We start from the raw sequence: 20,075 nt of genomic DNA, 5'->3' as shown, positions 1-20,075 counted from the left end.
TCAAACTCCAAAGCAGGAGTAAACAATCACAGTTCAAAGCTGAACTGACCAGACAAAGGTGTCTTTCGCACATAAGCATGGCTTATGCGCGAAGACACCTTTTTTTTTGCCTGACAATTCCTGTAGAGGTTGTTATGAAACAAACATTAGTGGTTATCGGTAACGGCATGGTCGGCCAACATTTTTTGGCAGGGCTGGCGGCCAGCACCGGAAAAGACCAATACGACATCGTAACTTTTTGCGAAGAACCCAGGCCAGCGTATGACCGCGTCCATCTGTCTGAGTTTTTCTCAGGCAAAACCGCCGAAGACCTGTCGTTGATCCCCGAAGGCTTTTTTGCCGATAACGGCATCACCCTACACTTGGGCGACCGGGCAGCGACAATTGACCGCGAGCATAAAACCGTCACTTCCGCCAAAGGTGTCAGTATCCGTTACGACAAATTGGTGCTGGCGACTGGCTCTTATCCTTTTGTGCCGCCCGTACCCGGCCACGACCGTAAAAACTGCTTAGTCTACCGTACCATTGAAGATTTGGAAGCAATGACGGCGGCGGCACGGACAGGTAAAGTCGGTACCGTGGTCGGCGGTGGCTTGCTCGGCTTGGAAGCGGCTAAAGCCTTAAAAGATTTGGGTTTGGACACCCACGTCGTGGAGTTTGCCCCGCGCCTGATGGCGGTACAGATCGACGAAGGCGGCGGCGCGATGTTACGGCGGAAAATCGAAGCCTTAGGTGTCACTGTCCACACTAATAAGAACACCAGCCAAATTATCGACGGTGATACCTGCGTGAACAAGATGTGCTTTGCCGACGGTGAAGAGCTAGAGACGGATGTAGTGCTGTTTTCGGCAGGTATCCGTCCGCGTGACGATATTGCCAAAGGTTGCGGCTTAGACATCGGCCAACGCGGCGGCATTGTCATTGATAACCACTGCAAAACCTCTGACCCTGACATTTACGCCATTGGCGAATGTGCCTTATGGAACGGCATGATTTTTGGGCTGGTCGCTCCCGGTTATGCGATGGCGCGTACCGTTATTGCCGATCTGAACGGCAGCGAAGCCCTGTTCACTGGCGCGGATATGAGCACCAAGCTCAAACTGATGGGCGTGGATGTCGCCAGTATCGGCGACGCCCATGCCAGAACCCAAGGCGCATTAATTTTTACCTATCAAAACGGTGGCAGCGATGTGTATAAACGCCTGGTAGTCAGTGAAGACAAAACCCGCCTGCTAGGGGCGGTGCTGGTTGGCGATGCCAACGAATACGGCACGCTACTGCAATATTGCCAAAACGGTATAGCCCTGCCCGAACACCCCGATAGCCTGATCTTGCCGCGCAACGCCGGCGAAGCGGTGGGTCTAGGTCCTGATGCCCTGCCCGCTTCCGCACAAATCTGCTCTTGCTACGAAGTCAGCAAAGGCACTATCTGTTCGGCAATTAAAGCAGGCTGCACTACGGTCAATGCCCTAAAAGCCGAAACCAAAGCGGGCACAGGCTGCGGTGGCTGCGTACCCTTGTTAAAGTCGGTATTGAATTGCGAATTGGCCAAGCAAGGCTACGAAGTCAATACCGATTTGTGCGAACATTTCGCCTATACCCGCCAAGACTTATACAACCTGATTAAAGTCGAAGGCATTAGGACGTTCGATGCCTTGCTGGCAAAGCATGGCCGGGGCTTAGGTTGTGAGATTTGCAAGCCTGCCGTCGCGTCAATCCTAGCTTCGCACTGGAACGATTACATTCTTAAAACCGAACATGTCGGCTTGCAAGACACTAACGACACCTTTCTTGCCAATATGCAAAAAGACGGCACTTATTCGGTCGTACCACGGATTCCGGGCGGGGAAATTAGCCCCGATATGCTGATTGTGCTGGGGCAAGTCGGCAAAAAATATAATCTGTACACTAAAATCACTGGCGGTCAGCGGGTTGACCTGTTCGGTGCAAGGCTTGAGGAACTGCCTGCTATATGGAAAGAATTAGTGGATGCCGGTTTTGAATCCGGCCATGCTTACGGCAAATCCCTACGCACCGTCAAATCCTGTGTCGGTAGCACTTGGTGCCGCTATGGCGTGGATGACAGCGTCGGCTTGGCGATTGCCTTAGAAAACCGTTACAAAGGCTTACGCTCGCCGCATAAGATCAAATTTGCCGTGTCTGGCTGCACCCGCGAGTGTGCCGAAGCCCAAGGCAAAGACATCGGTGTGATCGCCACCGAAAACGGCTGGAGTCTGTATGTCTGCGGCAATGGCGGCATGAAACCGCGCCATGCCGACTTGTTCGCCACCGGATTGGATAAAGACACCCTTATCGCTTACATCGACCGGGTGCTGATTTTTTACATCCGTACCGCTGACCGCCTGCAACGCACTTCGGTATGGCTGGAAAATTTGGCGGGCGGACTGGATTACCTTAAAGCGGTGGTCATTGACGATAAGCTGGGGCTGTGTGCCGAACTGGAGCAGCAAATGTCCCATGTTATTGACACTTATCAATGCGAGTGGAAGACTACGCTGGAAGATGCCGATAAGCTGAAACGCTTCCGTCACTTCATCAACAGCGACCAAACGGACGACAATATCGTATTTGTCGAGGAGCGCGGCCAAATCCGCCCTGCTAATCCCGAAGAACGTCGCCATTTTCAATTAGTGGAGGTAGCGTAAATGACAATCTGGTTTGATGTCTGTGCGGTAGAAGATCTACAACCCAATTCCGGCGTGTGTGTACTGGTACAAAACCAACAAATCGCCCTTTTTTACCTGCCCGCAACCGAATCGGTGTATGCGGTGCATAATTTCGACCCGTTCGGACTAGCCAATGTTTTGGCGCGGGGGCTAATCGGTGATATTGGCGGCCAGCCCATGGTCGCTTCGCCTTTATATAAACAGCATTTCCACCTTACGACAGGCGAGTGTCTCGAGGATAGCAGTGTCCGTATCCCCGCCTATCCCGTGCGTATAGATAATGCCCGCGTCTCGGTCGGCATTCCGGAGCCCAGCGTATGAAATACCATTACTATATTGCCGATGTCTTTACTCGGCAGATTTTTAGCGGGGCGCAAATTGCGGTGTTTCCTTATGCCGAAAACCTGACCCGGCAACAAATGCAAAAAGTCGCCAACGAAATGAACCTGTCGGAAACGGTGTTCGTGAGAAAACGCGACAAGCGCACAGGCAGGCGCGTGATGCAGGTATTTTCGCCGCAACGGGAGCTGGATTTTGCCGGCCACCCAATTATCGCCACCGCCTACATCTTGGCAAGCATCGGCGATATTAAGCTCACTGAGACCACCACGCCTGTGATCTTTGAGCAAAACGCCGGCAGTGTCGAAGTGAACATTTCCGCTTATCAAGGTAAGCCGACCCTTGTGCAGTTTTCGCGTAACGTTACGCCGATTGTTGACCGTTTCGCCCCCAGCACCGAAGAACTGGCCAGTTTTCTGTCTTTACGGACGGCGGATTTTGATACCAAAAAATACACGGCACGGTTAGTTTCTTGCGGCTTTCCCTACTTGATCGTTCCGGTATTTGCTTACGAAACCGTCAGGAAAGCCCGCTTTAACCCGATGGCGTGGAGCCAATCGAGTGCCCCGCAAACCGCCGCCCAAGAAATATTGCTGTTTGCGCCAAAAACTATGCACCTTGATGCCAATTTCCATACCCGTTTATTAGGGTCACGCATTGGCATCTACGAAGACCCGCCCATCGGCAGTGCCATGTCGGCTTTTGCCGCCTACTTGTGTTCGTTTGATTTCATGCAAAAAGGCACCTACACCTTTTCAGTAGACCGTGGCGAAGACAAGCACCGCCGTAGTGTAGTGAATCTGGAAATGGACCATAAAGGCATGGACAGCCTGACCTTACGCGTCGGCGGCGAAGCGGTACTGGTCGCTAAAGGGACAATGACCATCCCTGACCTGCCCTAAGCATCCTTTAAGCAAGGTCAGCCCTAAAGTGATTTAGCAAGGAATGAATGTGAAAAAACGCTTAGTTGTGATCGGTAATGGCATGGCGGGAATGCGGACGGTGGAGGAACTGCTCGCCGCCGCACCAGACCAATACGAGATTACCGTATTTGGTGCCGAACCTTACGGCAATTACAATCGCATCCTGTTGTCATCGGTGTTGTGCGGGGAAAAAAATCTCGGCGATATTGTCATTAATGACCGCGAATGGTACGACCACCACGGTATCCGCCTTCATGCTGGCGAAACCAAAGCCGTCGTACGCATTGACCGCGCCAAGAAACAAGTCCACGCCCAAGACGGCACCAGCGCCGCTTATGACCGCCTGTTAATCGCCACGGGTTCCAATGCCGTCAAACCCGCCTTGCCGGGCAATGATTTGGCGGGGGTGGTCAGTTTTCGGGATATTGCCGATGTAAAAACCATGCTCGCCTACAGCCGCAGCCATAGCAAAGCGGTGGTTTTAGGCGGCGGCCTCTTAGGGCTGGAAGCCGCCAATGGCTTGGTGCAACGCGGCATGGATGTGACTGTCGTCCATAACAACGAAGTTTTACTTAACCGCCAGTTGGACAAACCCGCCGCCAAGCTCTTGCAAGCGGCCTTGGTCAAGCGCGGCATCCATTTCAAAATGGCCGCGCAAACCCAAGCCTTATTAAGTGATGCCCAAGGCCATATCCGCGCCGTCAGCTTTACCGACGGCAGCGAACTGCCTTGTGATATTTTCGTGATGGCGGTCGGGGTACGCCCTAATATCAGCCTAGCGCAACAAGCCGGCCTGTATTGCGAGCGGGGCATTGTCGTTAATGACACCCTGCAAAGCTATGATCCCAGCATCTATGCCGTCGGCGAATGTATCCAGCATCGCGGCGATACCTTTGGCTTGGTCGCGCCCTTATTTGAGCAGGCCAAAGTCTGCGCCAACCACCTGAGCGCGGACGGTACGGCACATTACCTGACCTTGCCCACCGCCACTAAATTGAAGGTGACAGGCATCAACTTATTTTCCGTCGGCAATTTTCTCGGCGATGCCCATAGCGAAACCATTCATTTTACTGACGCAACCTTAGGTGTTTATAAAAAACTGGTCATTAAAGCGGGCAAACTGGTCGGGGCGGTATTGTATGGTGACACGGCAGATGGCTCTTGGTATCAGGAATTATTGGAACAAGGCCAGGATATTGCCGGAATACGCGAAGGCTTAGTGTTTGGTAAACAATATGTTGGGATTGGATAAGTCTATTATAGGCGCATATACTATACCCAGCATAAACCCACAGGAACATTATAGCCATGCAAGCACTATATGATACATCAGCCGCTTTGGAGCAAAAGCCAGCCGAACAAATCGAGCTCAAACAGGTGGCCAACTGGCTAGCCGACAACCAAGCCGCTATCGCCAACTATAATCGGCATGTTGATGAACACGGGGTATTTTCTGATGATATACGGCGTTTCTAATGGCTCAGTTTGATGTCTACGAAAATCAAAACCCCAAAACCAAACGCTTAATCCCTTTTTTACTGGACACCCAAATAGCACACCGCCACTGCCCTCACCCGGCAATTAAGTAGGTGTGCATATATCTTTTAACATTCGCGAATTAAACCCCGCCCCTCCTGAGCGAAGCCGAAGGGCTCTCCTTCGCAGGGGAGGGAGCATATTCCCCGTCGAACAGGCGAAAATGGGGGAAAAAGCCCCTCCCCCTGGCAAGGGGGAGTGTATGGACGTGGGACATAGGTAACACATGTTCGGGGACATGGGTGACGGTTTTTTCGGGTTATTGTGGGGCCTTTAGGTCAATAAAGGCAATCCTATATTGGCAAAAATAGACATCAAGGCCGCCCAATGCCTGTGGCTTGCTGAGGGACGGAAAATGCGTGGCAATCGTGTCGATCCATTGGTATAGTTCTGGATGGCGGGGCATGGCGGCACCTTCGGTAAACGGATGTTGATGACACTCATCAATTTACCCTCAACGCTTTGCCCCGTCACTTTTTAAAAACCTACACTTGTAAGCCCCCCCGATGGCCTACAGCAAAGCCGTTTACCTGTAAAAACTAAAAACTTCGCAAGCGGGAATGACGGATAGCCCTTTGACTGGCTTGTTAGGCTACTAAGAGATACGGCTAAAACCAATGAAAATTTATACCTGTAATAGTTCAGCGTGACTTGGACTTGTCTCTCTTATAAACTTAGGGCAAATCGGCATCAAGTATACCAAAGAAAAACAAGTTTTGGTCACCGGAATACACCTTTTATCTTTTATAAAACATCATCATGTTAAATTCACTGGTCATTAACAATTTTCGGATGCTGGAAGATTTTTCCGTAGAAAAGCTGGGGCGGCTTAATTTGATTGTCGGAAAAAATAATTCAGGGAAAAGCACCGTGCTTGAGGCGTTGCGGATTTATGCGGGTGGGGCTAATTTTAATTTATTGAAAGAGATAGCCGAAAGCCATGATGAGAAATTTCCGTTAGCCGAGGCAAATGATCAAGAATCAAATGTCCACTTTCCTTATGAGGAGCTATTTACAGGTCGGCAACCCTCCAACAAAAAATTAGTAAAATTTATTATTGGCGAATCTATCGACAATCAACACACTCTTTCTGTCTATCGTGTGTTTATTGTGCAAGATGATCTCATGGGTAAAACGCTGTTTTCTGAATTCAATGAAGATTGGTTAAATAAAAAACCTCAAACAAGGATTATTGGGCAAGCCTTAGTTGCAGAAAAACCTGGGAAGTGGCATTTTATCAGGCAAGATATTTATCATGAATCGCCATTTGAATTAGTAAATTGTAGTCTCGTTCCTACCCATTTCATCCCCGTGGACGAACTTGCCAATGAATGGGATGCCATTGTCTACACCGAACATGAACAAACCATCACTGAGGCATTAAAAATCATCCTGCCGGATTACGAGCATCTGGTGTTTGTCGCCAACGAACGCGCCAATGCGGCGGGTAAACCGCAGCACATCGCCAAAGTCAAACTTGCAGGCTTACCCCGCCCCGTGCCGCTCAAAAGCTTAGGCGACGGCATGGTCAGGATACTGCAAATCGCCATTAAATTGGTTTCCGCCCAAGGCGGCTTTTTGTTGATTGACGAGTTTGAAAATGGCCTGCATTACAGCACCCAAGAAAAAATCTGGTCATGGCTGTTCACAATGGCCGAGCGGCTGGATATTCAGGTGTTCGCCACTACCCATAATTGGGATTGTATCGACAGTTTTGCCAAAGTCGCTATTGCCAGTACGGACACCGAAGGTGTGTTGTTTCGGATGGGCAAAAGTGCGCTAAAAAGCAATCAGGGGCAAATCATCGCCACGGTTTTTGATAAGGAACAGCTGTATAACCTGACCCAAACCAATATTGAGTTACGTTAAGGCAAGCACCGACATTAACAACACCCTACCGCCTAGCCCGAAAAAACTCCCGCAACAACTCCCCACACGTCTCCTCCAGCACCCCGCCTTGCCATTCGACCCGGTGATTTAAAAACGCCGCGTCGGTCAGGCTGAGGGCGTGGCAGACTGCGCCGCGTTTGGGGTCGAAAGCGCCGAACACCAAGCGTTTAATGCGGGCGTGGCTGATTGCGCCCATGCACATCACGCACGGCTCTAAGGTGACGTACAGGGTGGCATCGGTCAGGCGGTAGTTTTGCACCGCCAAGCCCGCTTGGCGTAGGGCGATGATTTCGGCGTGGGCGGTGGGGTCGTGTTGGGCGATGGGGGCGTTCCAGCCTTCGGCGATGCAGAGGCCATCCTTGACCACCACCGCGCCGACCGGGACTTCGCCTTGGGCTTCGGCGCGTTGTGCCAAGCGAATGGCATAACGCAGCCAAGCTTCATCGTCGGGGCTGGCACTTATCCCCATGCCTTATTCCCATTCGATGGTCGCGGGCGGTTTGCCGGAGATGTCGTAGGTGACGCGGGAAATGCCCGCCACTTCGTTGATGATGCGGCGGGAGATCAGGTCCAAGAACTCGTAAGGCAAGTGCGCCCACCGTGCGGTCATAAAGTCGATGGTTTCGACGGCGCGGATGGCGATGACGTAATCATAACGCCGCCCGTCGCCCATTACCCCAACTGATTTGACGGGCAGGAACACGGCAAAGGCTTGGCTGACTTTGTGGTACAGGTCATGGCGATACAATTCTTCGATAAATATCGCATCGGCTTGGCGCAGCAGGTCGGCATAGGCTTTTTTGACTTCGCCTAAGATCCGCACCCCTAGGCCGGGGCCTGGGAAGGGGTGGCGGAACACCATTTCGGCGGGCAGGCCCAATTCCAAGCCGATTTTGCGCACTTCGTCCTTAAACAGCTCGCGCAACGGCTCGACCAGTTTTAGGGTCATGTTTTCCGGCAGGCCGCCGACATTGTGGTGGGATTTGATCAAATGCGCTTTGCCGCTTTTCGCCCCGGCGGATTCGATAACATCGGGATAAATGGTGCCTTGTGCCAGCCAGCGGGCATCGGTCAATTTCGCCGCTTCTTCGTCGAAGATGTCGACAAACAGGTTGCCGATAACCTTGCGCTTTTGCTCAGGATCGCTGACCCCTGCCAAGGCGGCGAGATAGCGGGCTTCGGCATTGACGCGGATGACTTTAACGCCCAGATGTTCGGCAAAAATCGCCATCACTTGGTCGCCTTCGTGCAGGCGCAACAGGCCAGTATCGACGAACACGCAAGTCAGTTGCGTACCGATGGCTTTATGCAGCAAGGCCGCGACCACGGAGGAATCGACCCCACCGGACAGGCCTAAAACCACCGCATCGCTACCGACTTTGGCGCGTACCGCTTGGATGCTGTCATTAATGATATGTCCGGCTGTCCATAAGGCCTCACAGCCGCAAATGTCCAAGACAAAGCGCGATAGGATACGCCCGCCCTGGTGGGTGTGGGTCACTTCGGGATGGAATTGCACGGCGTAAAAGCCTTGGGCTTCGTTGGCGATACCGGCAATCGGTGCGCCTTCGGAACTGGCGATCAGGCTAAAGCCTTCGGGCAGGACGCTCACGCGGTCGCCGTGGCTCATCCAGACATCGAGCAGGCCGAAGCCTTCGGGTGACAGATGGTCTTCGATGCCGTTGAGCAGTTTGGAATGGCCCCGCGCCCGGATTTGCGCATAACCAAATTCGCGGTGGCTGGAGCTTTCGACTTTGCCGCCCAGTTGTTCCGCCATGGTCTGCATACCGTAGCAAATCCCCAATACGGGTACGCCCAATTCGAAGACGATTTGCGGGGCGCGGGGCGTGTCGGCGCTGGTGACGGTTTCCGGGCCGCCGGACAAGATGATGCCGTTAGGCGCGAAATTTGCCACTTCCGCCGCACTACATTCGCAGGAATAAATTTCGCAATACACGCCGATTTCGCGGATGCGGCGGGCGATCAGTTGGGTGTATTGGGAGCCGAAATCTAAAATCAGGATTTTATGGGCGTGGATGTCGGTTGCTGTTTGCGTCACAGTGATACTCGTCAGATGAAAGGTTCGTCAATAAAAAGGGGGGCACGCAGCCCCCCTAAAATACGGTGTTGGCAAAACGCTTTAGCGGATGACCCGATGGCCGCGGCCACTGAGGCAGTTGTTATAGGCGCTTTTATAGCGTTTGTCGGATTCAAGGCCTTGTTGGCCAGCACCGCCAAGACCGCCGACCACCGCGCCTAAGGCTGCGCCGGTGCCGGCATTACCGGCAATAGCGCCGAGCATAGCACCGCCCGCCGCACCGGCCACGGCACCGACACCACCGCCAATCGCCGCTTCCTTAGCCGTGCCGCCGGAAGCCTGTGCCGCCAGTTGCTGACATTCTTGCATATCTTGGTTAAGACGGGAAGCTCTAGGGTCGTTATAGGTATCAACGGTGGGGGTCCAGCCCGTCTGGCTCGCACAACCAGACAGTAACACGGCTCCGGTAAGGGCGATACAGATGGAGAGTTTGTTCATAAAATGTCCTGCATGGGTTGGTTATAAAATTGGCTTCAGTCTACTAAAGCCTTCATGAATAAAATCTGAACAGTGCCGACAGCGGGAAACTACGCGTAAGACAGAAGGCCGCGGCGGGGAGTTCAAGTTGCCGTTATTTTTACTTACTGCCCGACACTGACAGCAAACGTTTTTTCGTCCAACAGCTTGCCGGTATCGTCCAAAAGCCTTACCGTCCATTGCCCAGCGGCCTTATCATCAAAGGTTTTATGCGAGCTGACCCGCCAACGGTCGGCACCGACCTGCAAAGGCTCTTTCATGACCGAAACCCCATCACGGAGCCATTCATGATAGAGTATTTTTCCGGTCATGCCACGCAATTCGTTGAAGTAATAGGCGGTTTTCAATTGTCCTGGCGGCACGGTCACGCCCCGGACAATTTCGTCTGCCGGTTCTTTATCGGTGATACGCGCCGCCAGCACTGCCCGCCGTATCCGTGCTTGCTCATGCGGCAACGCAGCGGCCACCGACGGGTTTGCCGCGACAGGCACAGGCGTTACTACCGGTGGTTGTGCGGCGGGCGTTTTAGGCGCGGCAGGCACTGCGGGTGCAGCTTGGGCGCTAGGGCTGTCCGCCACTACGGCGGGCGGTGGCGTATCATCATCGCTGAACGCATACACGATCAGCAGCAAAAACCCCAGCAATGCCGCCGCCAAGCCGATCCGTTGGACATTCCAAACGGTAATCACGGCGGCACTGGGCGATAAGGCCTTACTGGTTTTGGCGGCAGTCGGATATTTGACCTTAATTGTCAGATTTTTTTTCTCAGCCATAAAATCACCCACGGTCAGTTAAATGCAAGAGCACAGCTTGGTCAGACAAAGCCATTAGAGCGCGAACAAGTCACGCATTTTTTGTCCGGGGCTGTCGGCACGCATAAACGCTTCGCCGACTAAAAAGCCATAAATGCCGTTATCGAGCATCAATTGTACATCGTCATGGCTATGGATGCCGCTTTCGGTGATGATGATGCGGTCGCTAGGGATGGCCGCCTGCAATGTTAAGGTGGTTTGTAAGGAAGTCTCAAAGGTGCGCAAATTGCGGTTGTTGATGCCCAACAAGCGGGTCTTTAAGGTCAGGGCGCGGGTCAGCTCGTCGGCGTTATGGACTTCCACCAACACATCCATGCCCAATTGGTTGGCGACATCTTCCAGTTCGTGCATTTGCCCGTCGGTCAGCGCCGCGACAATCAGCAGAATGCAGTCGGCCCCTAAGGCCCGCGCTTCGTAGACTTGATAAACGTCAATCATAAAATCTTTGCGCAGCACCGGCAACGGGCAGCGCTCCCTGACCATTTGCAGATACACTTCGGAACCTTGGAAAAATGCCTTGTCGGTCAGCACCGACAAACAGGTCGCCCCACTCATAGCATAATCACGCGCAATGCTGACCGGTTCAAAGTTTTCGCGGATGACCCCTTGGCTGGGCGAGGCTTTTTTAATTTCGGCAATAATGGCGGGTTTTTTCGCCTGCACTTGCCGCTGTAGGGCATAGGCGAAGCCGCGCGGACTGGCGACGGATTCCGCCATGTCCTCCAAGTTGGCAATCGTCATGGCTTGCTTGCGCGTGGCGATTTCGATGACTTTTTGGCTCAGGATTTTTTGTAAAATATCAGGTTCGTTGCTCATCTTGGGGGTATCCTAAGGGTATCAGTAAGGGGCAAAAAATGGAAAGGAGGCGGACGGGCCGTGGGGTTGCAAAATCAAACCGACCACAGGCCACCCGGTAAAACAGAGCCTGCACCGCGTTTATCCTAAACCCCGGCTTATTTCCTAAGGCTATTGGCATAGGCTCAAACCTATACGACCGAAAAGGCCTTTGTTAATTATATAACCAATTGATTATTTAGGCAATTATATGAATTTGCGCGAATAGGCGGCAGTAATGGCCGCTTCGGCGTGGGGCGGCGGCAGGCTTAAAAACGCTGGCTAAACTCGACCAAAGCCGCCATTTTTGTGCGGGCCGCACCGCTATCAATCGCTTGCCGTGCCAAGGTGATACCCGCGCCCAAATCGGTGGCGACGTTGGCGGCATATAAAGCCGCCCCGGCGTTGAGCAGGACAATATCGCGGGCAGGCCCTAGCCGTCCGTCCAGCACCGCCTTGACCATGACCAAGCTGGCGGCGGCATCGGCCACCGCCAAGCTGTCTAAACTGGCGCGTTGCAGGCCAAACTGTTCGGGGCTGACCGTATAGGTGGACACTTGGCCGTTTTTCAGTTCGGCGACACTGGAAGCGCAGGCGATGCTCAGCTCGTCCAGGCCGTCGTCGGCATGGACAACCAGCACATGCTGGCTACCGAGCTGTTTGAGCACTTCCGCCAAGGGCACCAGCCAGTCTTTGGCAAATACGCCGATCAGCTGGTTGGGGGCGGCGGCGGGATTGACCAACGGCCCCAAGACATTAAACAGCGTCCGCACCCCCATATCCCTACGCACTTGGCGAGTATGCTGCATCGCCCCGTGGTGGTTAGGGGCGAACAGAAAGCCCACCCCTAAGGTGTTGACGCATAAGGCCACTTGTTCGGCGTTCAGGTTGAGGTTAAGGCCCGCCGCTTCCAGCACGTCGGCACTGCCGGAACTGCTGGACACCGAACGGTTACCGTGTTTGGCGACCTGCCCGCCCGCCGCCGCAACGACAAACGCGCAAGTGGTGGAAATGTTAAAGGTGTTGGCCCCGTCGCCGCCCGTGCCGCAGGTGTCGATGACATGGGCACCGCTGATATGGACCGGTTCGGCCAACTCCCGCATCACCTGCGCCGCCGCCGTAATTTCATCAACCGTTTCGCCTTTGCAACGCAGGGCGATTAAAAACCCGCCCAGTTGGGCATCGGTCACTTGGCCGGACATAATCAGGCGCATCACCGTGCGCATTTGCGCAAGGCTGAGGTCTTGGCGCTCTAAAACGGTCTGGAGGGCGGCTTTAATATCCATCTTGCCCGTATTACTGTACGGCAGCGGGGGCTGGGCGGGAAAAGTCCGGCTCTTTGGGCGGCGTTTTTTCTTGCAAGCAATGGTAGGCGGCGTTTTCGTATTTGATACGCAGCGACTGGGGGTTTTCATGCTCGGTCAAGAACTTTTCGGCCTCTTGATAAGTCAGGTCTTTCATTAAAAAAGTCGCGATACAAGTGCATGGTTTGTCAAAACGGGCTTTGTCTTCAGGGTTACCTGAGTTATGCACTTCCCGCGCGACGCATTGGGCAGCAAATTCTTGTTCAAATTTTTGTTTTTCGCTGTCGGTCACTTTAATGTCACCGGAATGGTCGAACGGATTAGGGTTATGGGTCGGTTTGGCAGGTGCGGCGGCACTGGCACTGGCGGTCGGTTTTTCCGGTTTGTCGTCGGAACAGGCGGTGACGGTTAAGGCCACTACGCCGCACAACAGGGCGGCAAACACGGTTTTTGGTAAGGTTAAAGTCTTCATAAGCGTTAACAAGTTGGCAAGGTTAAAGGGCGCACGGCTTGCGGACAGTTGAACGGGGCACGGGCTTGATGGGTCTAAAGCCAGTGACTCATACTCTATGCCCAGGTTTTCAACCAGCGGTAAACCCTAAAGCGGGCCGGCCACTTAACCCGCCCCATCGGGGCTGGGCCACGAAAAACGGGGACACCGAGTGACATGCGAAAGCCCCAAACTTTAGCATTTTATTCACGCGCATTCTAGTCTATTGCGCATTTGTGGGGCAATTGGCTTATCGGGCTATCTTTAAGGTTACTAAATACACGGGGTAGCCGTATAATAGAGAGTTATTTTACTGCTTGTTTAGGTGTGGTTTATGCAAATTATTCAGGAAGCACTCACGTTTGATGATGTTTTATTGGTTCCGGCGCACTCGACTGTGCTGCCCCGTGACGTAGAACTGAAAACCCAATTGACCCGCGAAATCACGCTCAATATCCCGCTGGTCTCGGCGGCGATGGACACGGTGACCGAAGCCCGTTTGGCGATAGCCATGGCGCAAGAGGGCGGCATCGGCATCATCCATAAAAATATGACGGTCGAGCAACAGGCGCGGGAAGTCCGCCATGTGAAAAAATATGAAAGCGGCGTGATTAAAGACCCGATTACCGTGTCGCCGGACACCAGTATCCGCGATGTCATTAAGTTGACCCGCGCCAAAAACATCTCCGGGGTGCCGGTCGTGGTCGGCGACCAACTGGTCGGCATCGTCACCAGCCGCGACTTACGTTTTGAAACGCGTTTTGACGAAGCGGTCTCGAAAGTGATGACCCCTAAGGAGCGGCTGATTACCGTCAGCGAACACGCCGACCCGAAAGAGGCGGTGGCGTTGCTGCACAAACACCGCATCGAAAAAGTCCTGGTCGTTGACGACGGCTTCCATTTGCGCGGCATGATTACCGTTAAGGACATCCAAAAAGCCAAAGACTATCCGCAAGCCTGCAAAGACAGCCAAGAACGCTTACGGGTCGGGGCGGCAGTCGGCACCGGTTATGACACCGAAGAGCGGGTCGCCGCATTGGTCGCCGCCGGGGTGGATGTGATTGTCGTCGACACCGCCCATGGGCATTCCCAAGGCGTGTTGGATAAAGTCCGCTGGGTTAAGCAACACTACCCCGATGTGCAAGTGATCGGCGGCAATATCGCCACCGCCGCCGCCGCGTTGGCTTTGGTTGAAGCCGGGGCGGACGGGGTTAAGGTCGGTATCGGCCCTGGCTCAATCTGCACCACGCGCATCATCGCCGGGGTTGGTGTGCCGCAAATCACCGCCGTCAGTGATGTCGCCGACGCGCTCAAAGGCACAGGCGTACCGTTGATTGCCGATGGCGGTATCCGCTATTCGGGCGATGTCGCCAAAGCCTTGGCGGCAGGCGCGTATGCGGTAATGCTGGGCGGCCTGTTTGCCGGTACGGAAGAAGCCCCCGGCGAGGTTGAGCTGTTCCAAGGCCGCTCGTACAAATCTTACCGCGGTATGGGGTCATTGGGCGCAATGTCGCAGCAGCAAGGCTCCAGTGACCGTTATTTTCAGGAAGAAGCCGATTCGGTCGAAAAACTGGTCCCCGAAGGCATTGAGGGCCGCGTCCCTTACAAAGGCAGCTTATTGGCGGTCATCCACCAATTGCTCGGCGGCATCCGCGCCAGCATGGGGTATACCGGCAGCCATAGCATCGACTCCCTGCACGAGAAAGCGCAGTTTGTGCGGGTGACCAGTGCCGGAATGCGCGAAAGCCATGTCCATGATGTCACCATTACCAAAGAAGCGCCTAACTACCGCACGGAATAGGCCTTAGTGCCGGGAACAGGCGCACGTTGGGCAGGGGCCTAAGGGCACAGCAAGGGTTATGACCGCATCTCCCGTGCCTTTAGCGACCACCTGAGTGGCTAATCGTTAAAAAATTATGGATTTTTTCATATTTTTGTCATATACGATTAATAATTGTGGCTTTATACGTTAGAATATGTGAATTTTTACCGCTGCTTATATTGACGGATGACCGGAGACTGTCAACCGCCAAGCTATTTGCTGACGACAAGCAAATTCCGGCGCCGACAGCCCCCACCCACTGACGCATTTACAATTATAAAAAAGGTCATAATGAACAAAATTGCGGAAATTTTTTATAACCCCACTATTGACATAAAACGCTTAAACGCCCTGCAAGCGCAAGCGGATCCGGCCAGCCGCTATGTTATCGCCATGACCCCACGCTCAGGCAGCACTTACCTCTGTGACTTAATGAGCAGTATCAGCCGATTTGGCCAACCTAACGAATTGCTTAACCAAGATGGTTTGGCCAAGCACATTAAGGATGCGCCGGGGCGTACGCCTGACGAATATCTCCGTCACATCCTGCGCAACCGCCAAACGGATAACGGTGTGTCCGGCTTAAAAACTAGCTGGTTCCAGTTTGAAAACTTTACCGGCTACATGGATGACCGGGTTTATTTGGCGGGGTTTAAATATATCTACCTGACCCGCCGTAATTTGGCCGCGCAGGCCGTGTCGTTATATAAAGCCACGGCGACCGGGGTGTTCCACACCGACACCGAACATAGCCCTGAGGCTTTGGCGAAGCTGCACGATTTAGAGTATGATTACGCCACTATCAAATATTGGTATGACCATATCGTCGTCCAAGAAAAGGGTTGGCAAAGCTATTTTTATGAAAACAGCATTTACCCGCTGTGCATTAGTTACGAAGACATTGCCGAGAATGTGGTTAAAGTGCTGCAACGCATTGCCGCCTACGTCGCGGCCAACCCCAACACGGTCTATATGCCGGTCCAAGGCTCGATTATCAAAAAAATCAGTGACCAGCGCAATGACCAATGGACACGGCGCTTTGCCATTGAGCTGTCGTTGAACAAACATGCCTAACCCGAATAAATCGCTATAAGTAAATATAGCATTAATTATAGAGCAAAACCATACTGAAAGCCGTAGTTTATTGCAACACGCCTCCCCGCCCACGACAAACGTAGCGTTCAGCAAAAATCGGCGGGTGATGCGCCGTAAATGCCATGACGGGACGCTTTAGGCTATGGCTTTCGGGACAGGTGGGATGTAGCACAACAACCATACCACCCTTATAAACTGAGCGCACAGGCCTTTGCCGATGGCCCGGACAATCTGCCGACCGAATAGGGCATCGCCTTTATCTAAACAAACTACCTGATCGCATCAGATTGAAAGGCCTAATATCATGGGGATACTCAGTCTACTGCTCTGGACTCCGGCACTGGGCAGTCTTTTACTGGCGGGCTTGCCTGGCGATAAGCCGCATTGGGTGCGTACCGCAGCCCAAGGGGTCGCCGCCGTGACCTTGCTGCTCAGCCTGTGGCTGTTGGGCCATTACGACCCCCATAACGCCGCTTTACAGTTGACCGAATATGTCGCCGTCAACCCAACATCAGGCAGCGCTTATTCCCTAGGCGTAGACGGCTTATCCATGCCCTTGTTGGTGCTCTGCACCCTGCTGACGTCAGTGGCCTTGTTGGCCTCCGCAAGCGTAGACAACCAAGCCAAAGCCTATCATCTGTGCCTGTTGCTGTTAGAGTTTGGCATGTTGGGGGTCTTGCTTGCCCAAGACTGGGTGCTGTTTTATATCTTTTGGGAAGTCACTTTATTTCCGCTATTTTTTCTGATCAGCCGTTGGGGCGGCAAACGCCGCCACACAGCCAGCCTTAGCTTCGTGTTCTATACCTTAACCGGCTCGGTGTTTTTGCTGCTGAGTTTCTTGGCGCTCAGCCAATACCATCTTGCCGCCAACGGTTCGCTGATGACCGCCTTGGGACATTCGGCCAAAGCTATGCCCGTGCAACAGCAAATCTGGGTATTGTTGGGGTTTTTGCTGGGTTTTGGCATCAAAGTGCCGATTTTCCCCGCCCACGGCTGGTTGCCGTCCGCTTATATCCAAGCCCCGGTCGCCGTCAGCATCCTTATTGCCGGGGTGCTGTTAAAAATGGCGGCTTATGGTTTGCTCAGGGTCTTGCCCATCTTGCCCGATGCCGCGCGTATCCTGCAACCGCTGCTGGTTTTATTGGCCTTGATAGGAATGCTCTACGGTAGCTTGCTGGCTTGGCGGCAAAGCCATTTAAAAGCCATGACCGCGTATGCCTCGATCAGCCAAATGGGTATGGTCTTGCTGGGTATCAGCGGCCTGAACCAAGCCGGAGCCGACAGCGCCCTACTGCAAATGGTCACCCATAGCCTGACCGTCGCGGCCTTGTTGCTGCTAGGCGAGCAACTGTACCAACGCACCCATAACCGCCATAGCCAAGATTACGGTAACTTGGTGCAGGCTATGCCACGCTGGTCGGCACTGATGGCGTTCAGTCTGTTCGCCGCCATGGGCATACCGGGTACTTTAGGGTTTGTCGCCGAGGTGCAGACCCTGACGGCTTTTTACCAACAAGCGGGCTGGTTATGGCTGGCCGTGGCACTGAGCCTGTTAATCACCGCCGCTTACCTTATCCGCACCCTCAGCCTACTGTTTATCAGCACCCAGCCCGACCGTGCAACCTGGGCGGATCTGCGCCCTGCCGAACAACTGGCGGCCGGGGTGCTGGTCGCCACGTTGCTGGCTTTAGGCCTACAACCCAACGGTTTGCTGGACTTGTCCGCCAGCACTACCGCACACTGGCAACAGGCCTTCAGGGAGCCTTAGAACCGATGCGTACGCCTAGCCCAAACGATGCCGCCCACGTCCAGGCACTACTCCACGCGTTAGCGGCAACAGCCGCGCTCCCTTCTGGCGACACCTTACCCGAAGCCCGTTACCGCGAACTGTACTGGCAAGGCCGCATTACCGATGACGACCTCGCGGCCGCCTTCGGCACTGATTTGGGTTGCCAAACCGCCCCCCTATCGGCATCTGCCCCCACCCGCCAAGCCGTCTGCCGGATTGCCCTACTCTTTGACTTATCTGCCCTTAACCCTTGCCAATTGGCTTGGCATATTGAAGAACGCGCGGCGTTCCGGCATATTCAAGCGGATGTGCCGGCAGCCGTACGCCGCCAATTATTGGCGGCGGAACCCGAAGCCCCAATGCTGCAAGCCCTATGGGCGGCCTTGGTAGAGATGCTGGAGATACCTGACGGGGCTACAGACCCCGACACGCGTGACGAGGGGGCAGGCGGCTTTATACATACCGAATTAAGGCAACTGGCCGATACCGAACTGACCCGTTTACTGGCCACCTTAGGTAGCGCCGCAAGTTTACGCGATGTTGTTCAAGCGCTCAGCGGCACGGATCTGAAGACCTTGGTGGATGGCCATTTGCGGCAAATCTGCACCGCGCTGGCGGCCGCGCCCAGTGCTTGGGGCGCACACGGCCAAGTGGCGGACGGGTACGGAACGTGGCGGCTCCTCGCCCGCCAAGATGCCGGACTGTTTTTACAGCAATTGCCGGACTGGCAAGACATTATTGCCCAACTGCCGGACACGGCGATAACGGCCATCGTCTGGCAACTGCACAGCCTCGATATACCGCCCGGCCAATGGGCGGCCTATTTGCGCCATTTAAGCCAAGAGTTGCCGCTTTTGCCTGGACTTAACCCTGCATCCGCCACCGTCTTGGCGGACACCTTGGCCATTCGCCTGACGCTGGACAGGCTATGGCTCAACCAAGTGTGCCATGACTTATGGAAAATTGAAGCCAACGCCCATGCCCTACAGAGCTATTTCCAAAAAAACTTATCGGAATTTTGGGTACGCCTGCACCTATACCAAGGCGGCTTGCCGGAATATCTTAGCCAACAGGCCGAAGCCCTGATTATCCGTTCCGGTTCAGAACGCCAATGCCGCCCTGATTGGCAGCATCTGGCCGATGTGCTGGTACTGAGGCAACGCCGCCTGGCCCGTAGCCCCGCGCCAGGCGATAGTGTTTGGCGCTTATTCCGGCTCTGCCAACATCTAGGCCTGACGGCCAGACAGGTGCTAGATTGGCCAAAAACCGACCTGCTGGAATTGCTGGCGCTGTTGGATGCCCTGCCTTTAAGCGTACGCGCAAGGCTCTGGCAAGCTGCCGACCGCCACCATTACCAGCAAGCCTTGGCGACACAGCCTAATCTCCCGTGTACGGCATTAGCGCCGCTGCATATTATTCATAGCGCTAACTATGCCAATGGCCTCTTGGCAACGCTGATCCGACCCGCTGCCGCCAGTTCCACCCTACTTGGCCGGGCTGGCTTGGCGCACGGAATAGGCCGCTATCTGAGCGCGATGCTGGCCGCACCGCTAGTCTTGGCACAGCTTTTGGCAGAATGCTTAGGTGTACTGCCCAACCCGTTGTTATCAGTTAGCACAGAGGCGGACATCGACCGTTTAGCCCAGTGGTTAACCGCCCAAGGTTTGGCGCAGACAACGGCCAATAAAATCCTGCTGCTCACTGCCAATGCCGACAGCCCAGAGGAAACACATCGCCTTAAGCTGTTGGTAACACAGCTCAACCGGCTAGAAACGCGTCACCTGTTACAAGCGCGGGGCATTTTTCTCAGTGCCGACACTTGGTTTTTAGTGGCCAGTTATGACACAATGACTGGCCTGCTGGCTTGGCATGGCCTAGAAACCTTGGCAAGCCTTGTTTAAGCTTGGCCGTTCGGACACCTGCTGCCATTCACTATAAACACTACGAATAATGTTGTTATACAATAGCTTATCTGTACA

Annotated in this window: 18 protein-coding genes; 10 read left to right on the top strand and 8 right to left on the bottom strand. The window is 54.0% G+C overall.

Translation table 11 applies throughout. The features are described from left to right. Positions 1–134 precede the first annotated feature (134 nt). The 5 genes from nirB to CEK71_RS13170 are packed head-to-tail and all read left to right on the top strand — an operon-like array spanning position 135 to position 5,425. Positions 135–2,666: a nitrite reductase large subunit NirB gene (gene nirB, locus CEK71_RS13190; RefSeq protein ID WP_088619820.1), complete on the top strand. Its 2,532-nt coding sequence runs from the start codon at positions 135–137 to the stop codon at positions 2,664–2,666. Then, complete coding sequence (nirD, locus tag CEK71_RS13185; RefSeq protein ID WP_088619819.1) at positions 2,667–3,008, top strand: nitrite reductase small subunit NirD; 342 nt, start codon at positions 2,667–2,669, stop codon at positions 3,006–3,008. Continuing rightward, the gene (locus CEK71_RS13180) at positions 3,005–3,928 is read left to right on the top strand and encodes a PhzF family phenazine biosynthesis protein (protein ID WP_088619818.1); all 924 of its coding nucleotides are present in this window, start codon (positions 3,005–3,007) and stop codon (positions 3,926–3,928) included. The genes nirD and CEK71_RS13180 overlap by 4 nt, the downstream gene beginning before the upstream one ends. Before the next feature lie 43 nt (positions 3,929–3,971). Beyond that, positions 3,972–5,201 (top strand): NAD(P)/FAD-dependent oxidoreductase, encoded by a 1,230-nt coding sequence (locus CEK71_RS13175; RefSeq protein WP_332455516.1) that lies wholly within the window; start codon positions 3,972–3,974, stop codon positions 5,199–5,201. A gap of 56 nt (positions 5,202–5,257) precedes the next feature. Beyond that, on the top strand, positions 5,258–5,425 hold the full coding sequence (locus CEK71_RS13170) for a type II toxin-antitoxin system CcdA family antitoxin (protein WP_088619817.1): 168 nt from the start codon (positions 5,258–5,260) through the stop codon (positions 5,423–5,425). 319 nt (positions 5,426–5,744) lie between these two features. Here the strand turns inward: CEK71_RS13170 and CEK71_RS22650 are convergent, their stop codons facing one another. Next, on the bottom strand, positions 5,745–5,891 hold the full coding sequence (locus CEK71_RS22650; protein WP_157679227.1) for a hypothetical protein: 147 nt from the start codon (positions 5,889–5,891) through the stop codon (positions 5,745–5,747). Between the two features lie 353 nt (positions 5,892–6,244). Here CEK71_RS22650 and CEK71_RS13165 point away from each other — a divergent pair, with 353 nt between their 5' ends. Continuing rightward, positions 6,245–7,354: an AAA family ATPase gene (locus CEK71_RS13165; protein ID WP_088619816.1), complete on the top strand. Its 1,110-nt coding sequence runs from the start codon at positions 6,245–6,247 to the stop codon at positions 7,352–7,354. Between the two features lie 25 nt (positions 7,355–7,379). On the opposite strand, the gene tadA is transcribed toward CEK71_RS13165, so the two are convergent. From tadA to CEK71_RS13130, 7 genes are all read right to left on the bottom strand, one after another. After that, complete coding sequence (gene tadA, locus CEK71_RS13160; protein ID WP_088619815.1) at positions 7,380–7,844, bottom strand: tRNA adenosine(34) deaminase TadA; 465 nt, start codon at positions 7,842–7,844, stop codon at positions 7,380–7,382. 3 nt (positions 7,845–7,847) lie between these two features. Beyond that, positions 7,848–9,434 (bottom strand): glutamine-hydrolyzing GMP synthase, encoded by a 1,587-nt coding sequence (gene guaA / locus CEK71_RS13155; protein ID WP_088619814.1) that lies wholly within the window; start codon positions 9,432–9,434, stop codon positions 7,848–7,850. A gap of 81 nt (positions 9,435–9,515) precedes the next feature. After that, positions 9,516–9,911, bottom strand: a complete 396-nt coding sequence (locus tag CEK71_RS13150; protein WP_088619813.1) for a hypothetical protein — start codon at positions 9,909–9,911, stop codon at positions 9,516–9,518. Between the two features lie 143 nt (positions 9,912–10,054). Continuing rightward, complete coding sequence (locus tag CEK71_RS13145) at positions 10,055–10,723, bottom strand: DUF2914 domain-containing protein (RefSeq protein WP_088619812.1); 669 nt, start codon at positions 10,721–10,723, stop codon at positions 10,055–10,057. Between the two features lie 54 nt (positions 10,724–10,777). After that, the gene (gene trpC, locus CEK71_RS13140; RefSeq protein WP_088619811.1) at positions 10,778–11,578 is read right to left on the bottom strand and encodes an indole-3-glycerol phosphate synthase TrpC; all 801 of its coding nucleotides are present in this window, start codon (positions 11,576–11,578) and stop codon (positions 10,778–10,780) included. A 287-nt stretch (positions 11,579–11,865) separates the two neighbouring features. After that, positions 11,866–12,882: an anthranilate phosphoribosyltransferase gene (gene trpD, locus CEK71_RS13135; RefSeq protein WP_088619810.1), complete on the bottom strand. Its 1,017-nt coding sequence runs from the start codon at positions 12,880–12,882 to the stop codon at positions 11,866–11,868. 10 nt (positions 12,883–12,892) lie between these two features. Next, on the bottom strand, positions 12,893–13,372 hold the full coding sequence (locus CEK71_RS13130) for a hypothetical protein (protein WP_088619809.1): 480 nt from the start codon (positions 13,370–13,372) through the stop codon (positions 12,893–12,895). A 352-nt stretch (positions 13,373–13,724) separates the two neighbouring features. Here CEK71_RS13130 and guaB point away from each other — a divergent pair, with 352 nt between their 5' ends. The 4 genes from guaB to CEK71_RS13110 all read left to right on the top strand — a co-directional run bounded on the left by guaB (position 13,725) and on the right by CEK71_RS13110 (position 19,997). Next, a complete protein-coding gene (gene guaB, locus CEK71_RS13125; protein ID WP_088619808.1) occupies positions 13,725–15,191 on the top strand; it encodes an IMP dehydrogenase in 1,467 nt (488 codons plus the stop codon). Between the two features lie 312 nt (positions 15,192–15,503). After that, the gene (locus tag CEK71_RS13120; RefSeq protein ID WP_157679224.1) at positions 15,504–16,286 is read left to right on the top strand and encodes a Stf0 family sulfotransferase; all 783 of its coding nucleotides are present in this window, start codon (positions 15,504–15,506) and stop codon (positions 16,284–16,286) included. Between the two features lie 325 nt (positions 16,287–16,611). Beyond that, complete coding sequence (locus CEK71_RS13115; RefSeq protein ID WP_088619806.1) at positions 16,612–18,075, top strand: complex I subunit 4 family protein; 1,464 nt, start codon at positions 16,612–16,614, stop codon at positions 18,073–18,075. A gap of 5 nt (positions 18,076–18,080) precedes the next feature. After that, on the top strand, positions 18,081–19,997 hold the full coding sequence (locus CEK71_RS13110; RefSeq protein ID WP_088619805.1) for a putative inorganic carbon transporter subunit DabA: 1,917 nt from the start codon (positions 18,081–18,083) through the stop codon (positions 19,995–19,997). The last annotated feature ends 78 nt before the right edge of the window (positions 19,998–20,075 follow it).

The organism is Methylovulum psychrotolerans, assembly GCF_002209385.1.
In the GTDB taxonomy this organism is placed as follows: Bacteria; Pseudomonadota; Gammaproteobacteria; order Methylococcales; family Methylomonadaceae; genus Methylovulum; species Methylovulum psychrotolerans.
Note: the sequence above shows the minus strand (reverse complement) of the source record. Positions and strands in the feature narration are given on the sequence as shown.

Bases quoted from the DNA above. Each gene is read 5' to 3' on its own strand.
- nirB (WP_088619820.1), top strand. From the start codon at position 135: ATGAAACAAACATTAGTGGTTATCGGTAACGGCATGGTCGGCCAACAT.
- nirD (WP_088619819.1), top strand. From the start codon at position 2,667: ATGACAATCTGGTTTGATGTCTGTGCGGTAGAAGATCTACAACCCAAT.
- CEK71_RS13180 (WP_088619818.1), top strand. From the start codon at position 3,005: ATGAAATACCATTACTATATTGCCGATGTCTTTACTCGGCAGATTTTT.
- CEK71_RS13175 (WP_332455516.1), top strand. From the start codon at position 3,972: ATGAATGTGAAAAAACGCTTAGTTGTGATCGGTAATGGCATGGCGGGA.
- CEK71_RS13170 (WP_088619817.1), top strand. From the start codon at position 5,258: ATGCAAGCACTATATGATACATCAGCCGCTTTGGAGCAAAAGCCAGCC.
- CEK71_RS22650 (WP_157679227.1), bottom strand. From the start codon at position 5,891: ATGCCCCGCCATCCAGAACTATACCAATGGATCGACACGATTGCCACG.
- CEK71_RS13165 (WP_088619816.1), top strand. From the start codon at position 6,245: ATGTTAAATTCACTGGTCATTAACAATTTTCGGATGCTGGAAGATTTT.
- tadA (WP_088619815.1), bottom strand. From the start codon at position 7,844: ATGGGGATAAGTGCCAGCCCCGACGATGAAGCTTGGCTGCGTTATGCC.
- CEK71_RS13150 (WP_088619813.1), bottom strand. From the start codon at position 9,911: ATGAACAAACTCTCCATCTGTATCGCCCTTACCGGAGCCGTGTTACTG.
- CEK71_RS13145 (WP_088619812.1), bottom strand. From the start codon at position 10,723: ATGGCTGAGAAAAAAAATCTGACAATTAAGGTCAAATATCCGACTGCC.
- trpC (WP_088619811.1), bottom strand. From the start codon at position 11,578: ATGAGCAACGAACCTGATATTTTACAAAAAATCCTGAGCCAAAAAGTC.
- trpD (WP_088619810.1), bottom strand. From the start codon at position 12,882: ATGGATATTAAAGCCGCCCTCCAGACCGTTTTAGAGCGCCAAGACCTC.
- CEK71_RS13130 (WP_088619809.1), bottom strand. From the start codon at position 13,372: ATGAAGACTTTAACCTTACCAAAAACCGTGTTTGCCGCCCTGTTGTGC.
- guaB (WP_088619808.1), top strand. From the start codon at position 13,725: ATGCAAATTATTCAGGAAGCACTCACGTTTGATGATGTTTTATTGGTT.
- CEK71_RS13120 (WP_157679224.1), top strand. From the start codon at position 15,504: ATGAACAAAATTGCGGAAATTTTTTATAACCCCACTATTGACATAAAA.
- CEK71_RS13115 (WP_088619806.1), top strand. From the start codon at position 16,612: ATGGGGATACTCAGTCTACTGCTCTGGACTCCGGCACTGGGCAGTCTT.
- CEK71_RS13110 (WP_088619805.1), top strand. From the start codon at position 18,081: ATGCGTACGCCTAGCCCAAACGATGCCGCCCACGTCCAGGCACTACTC.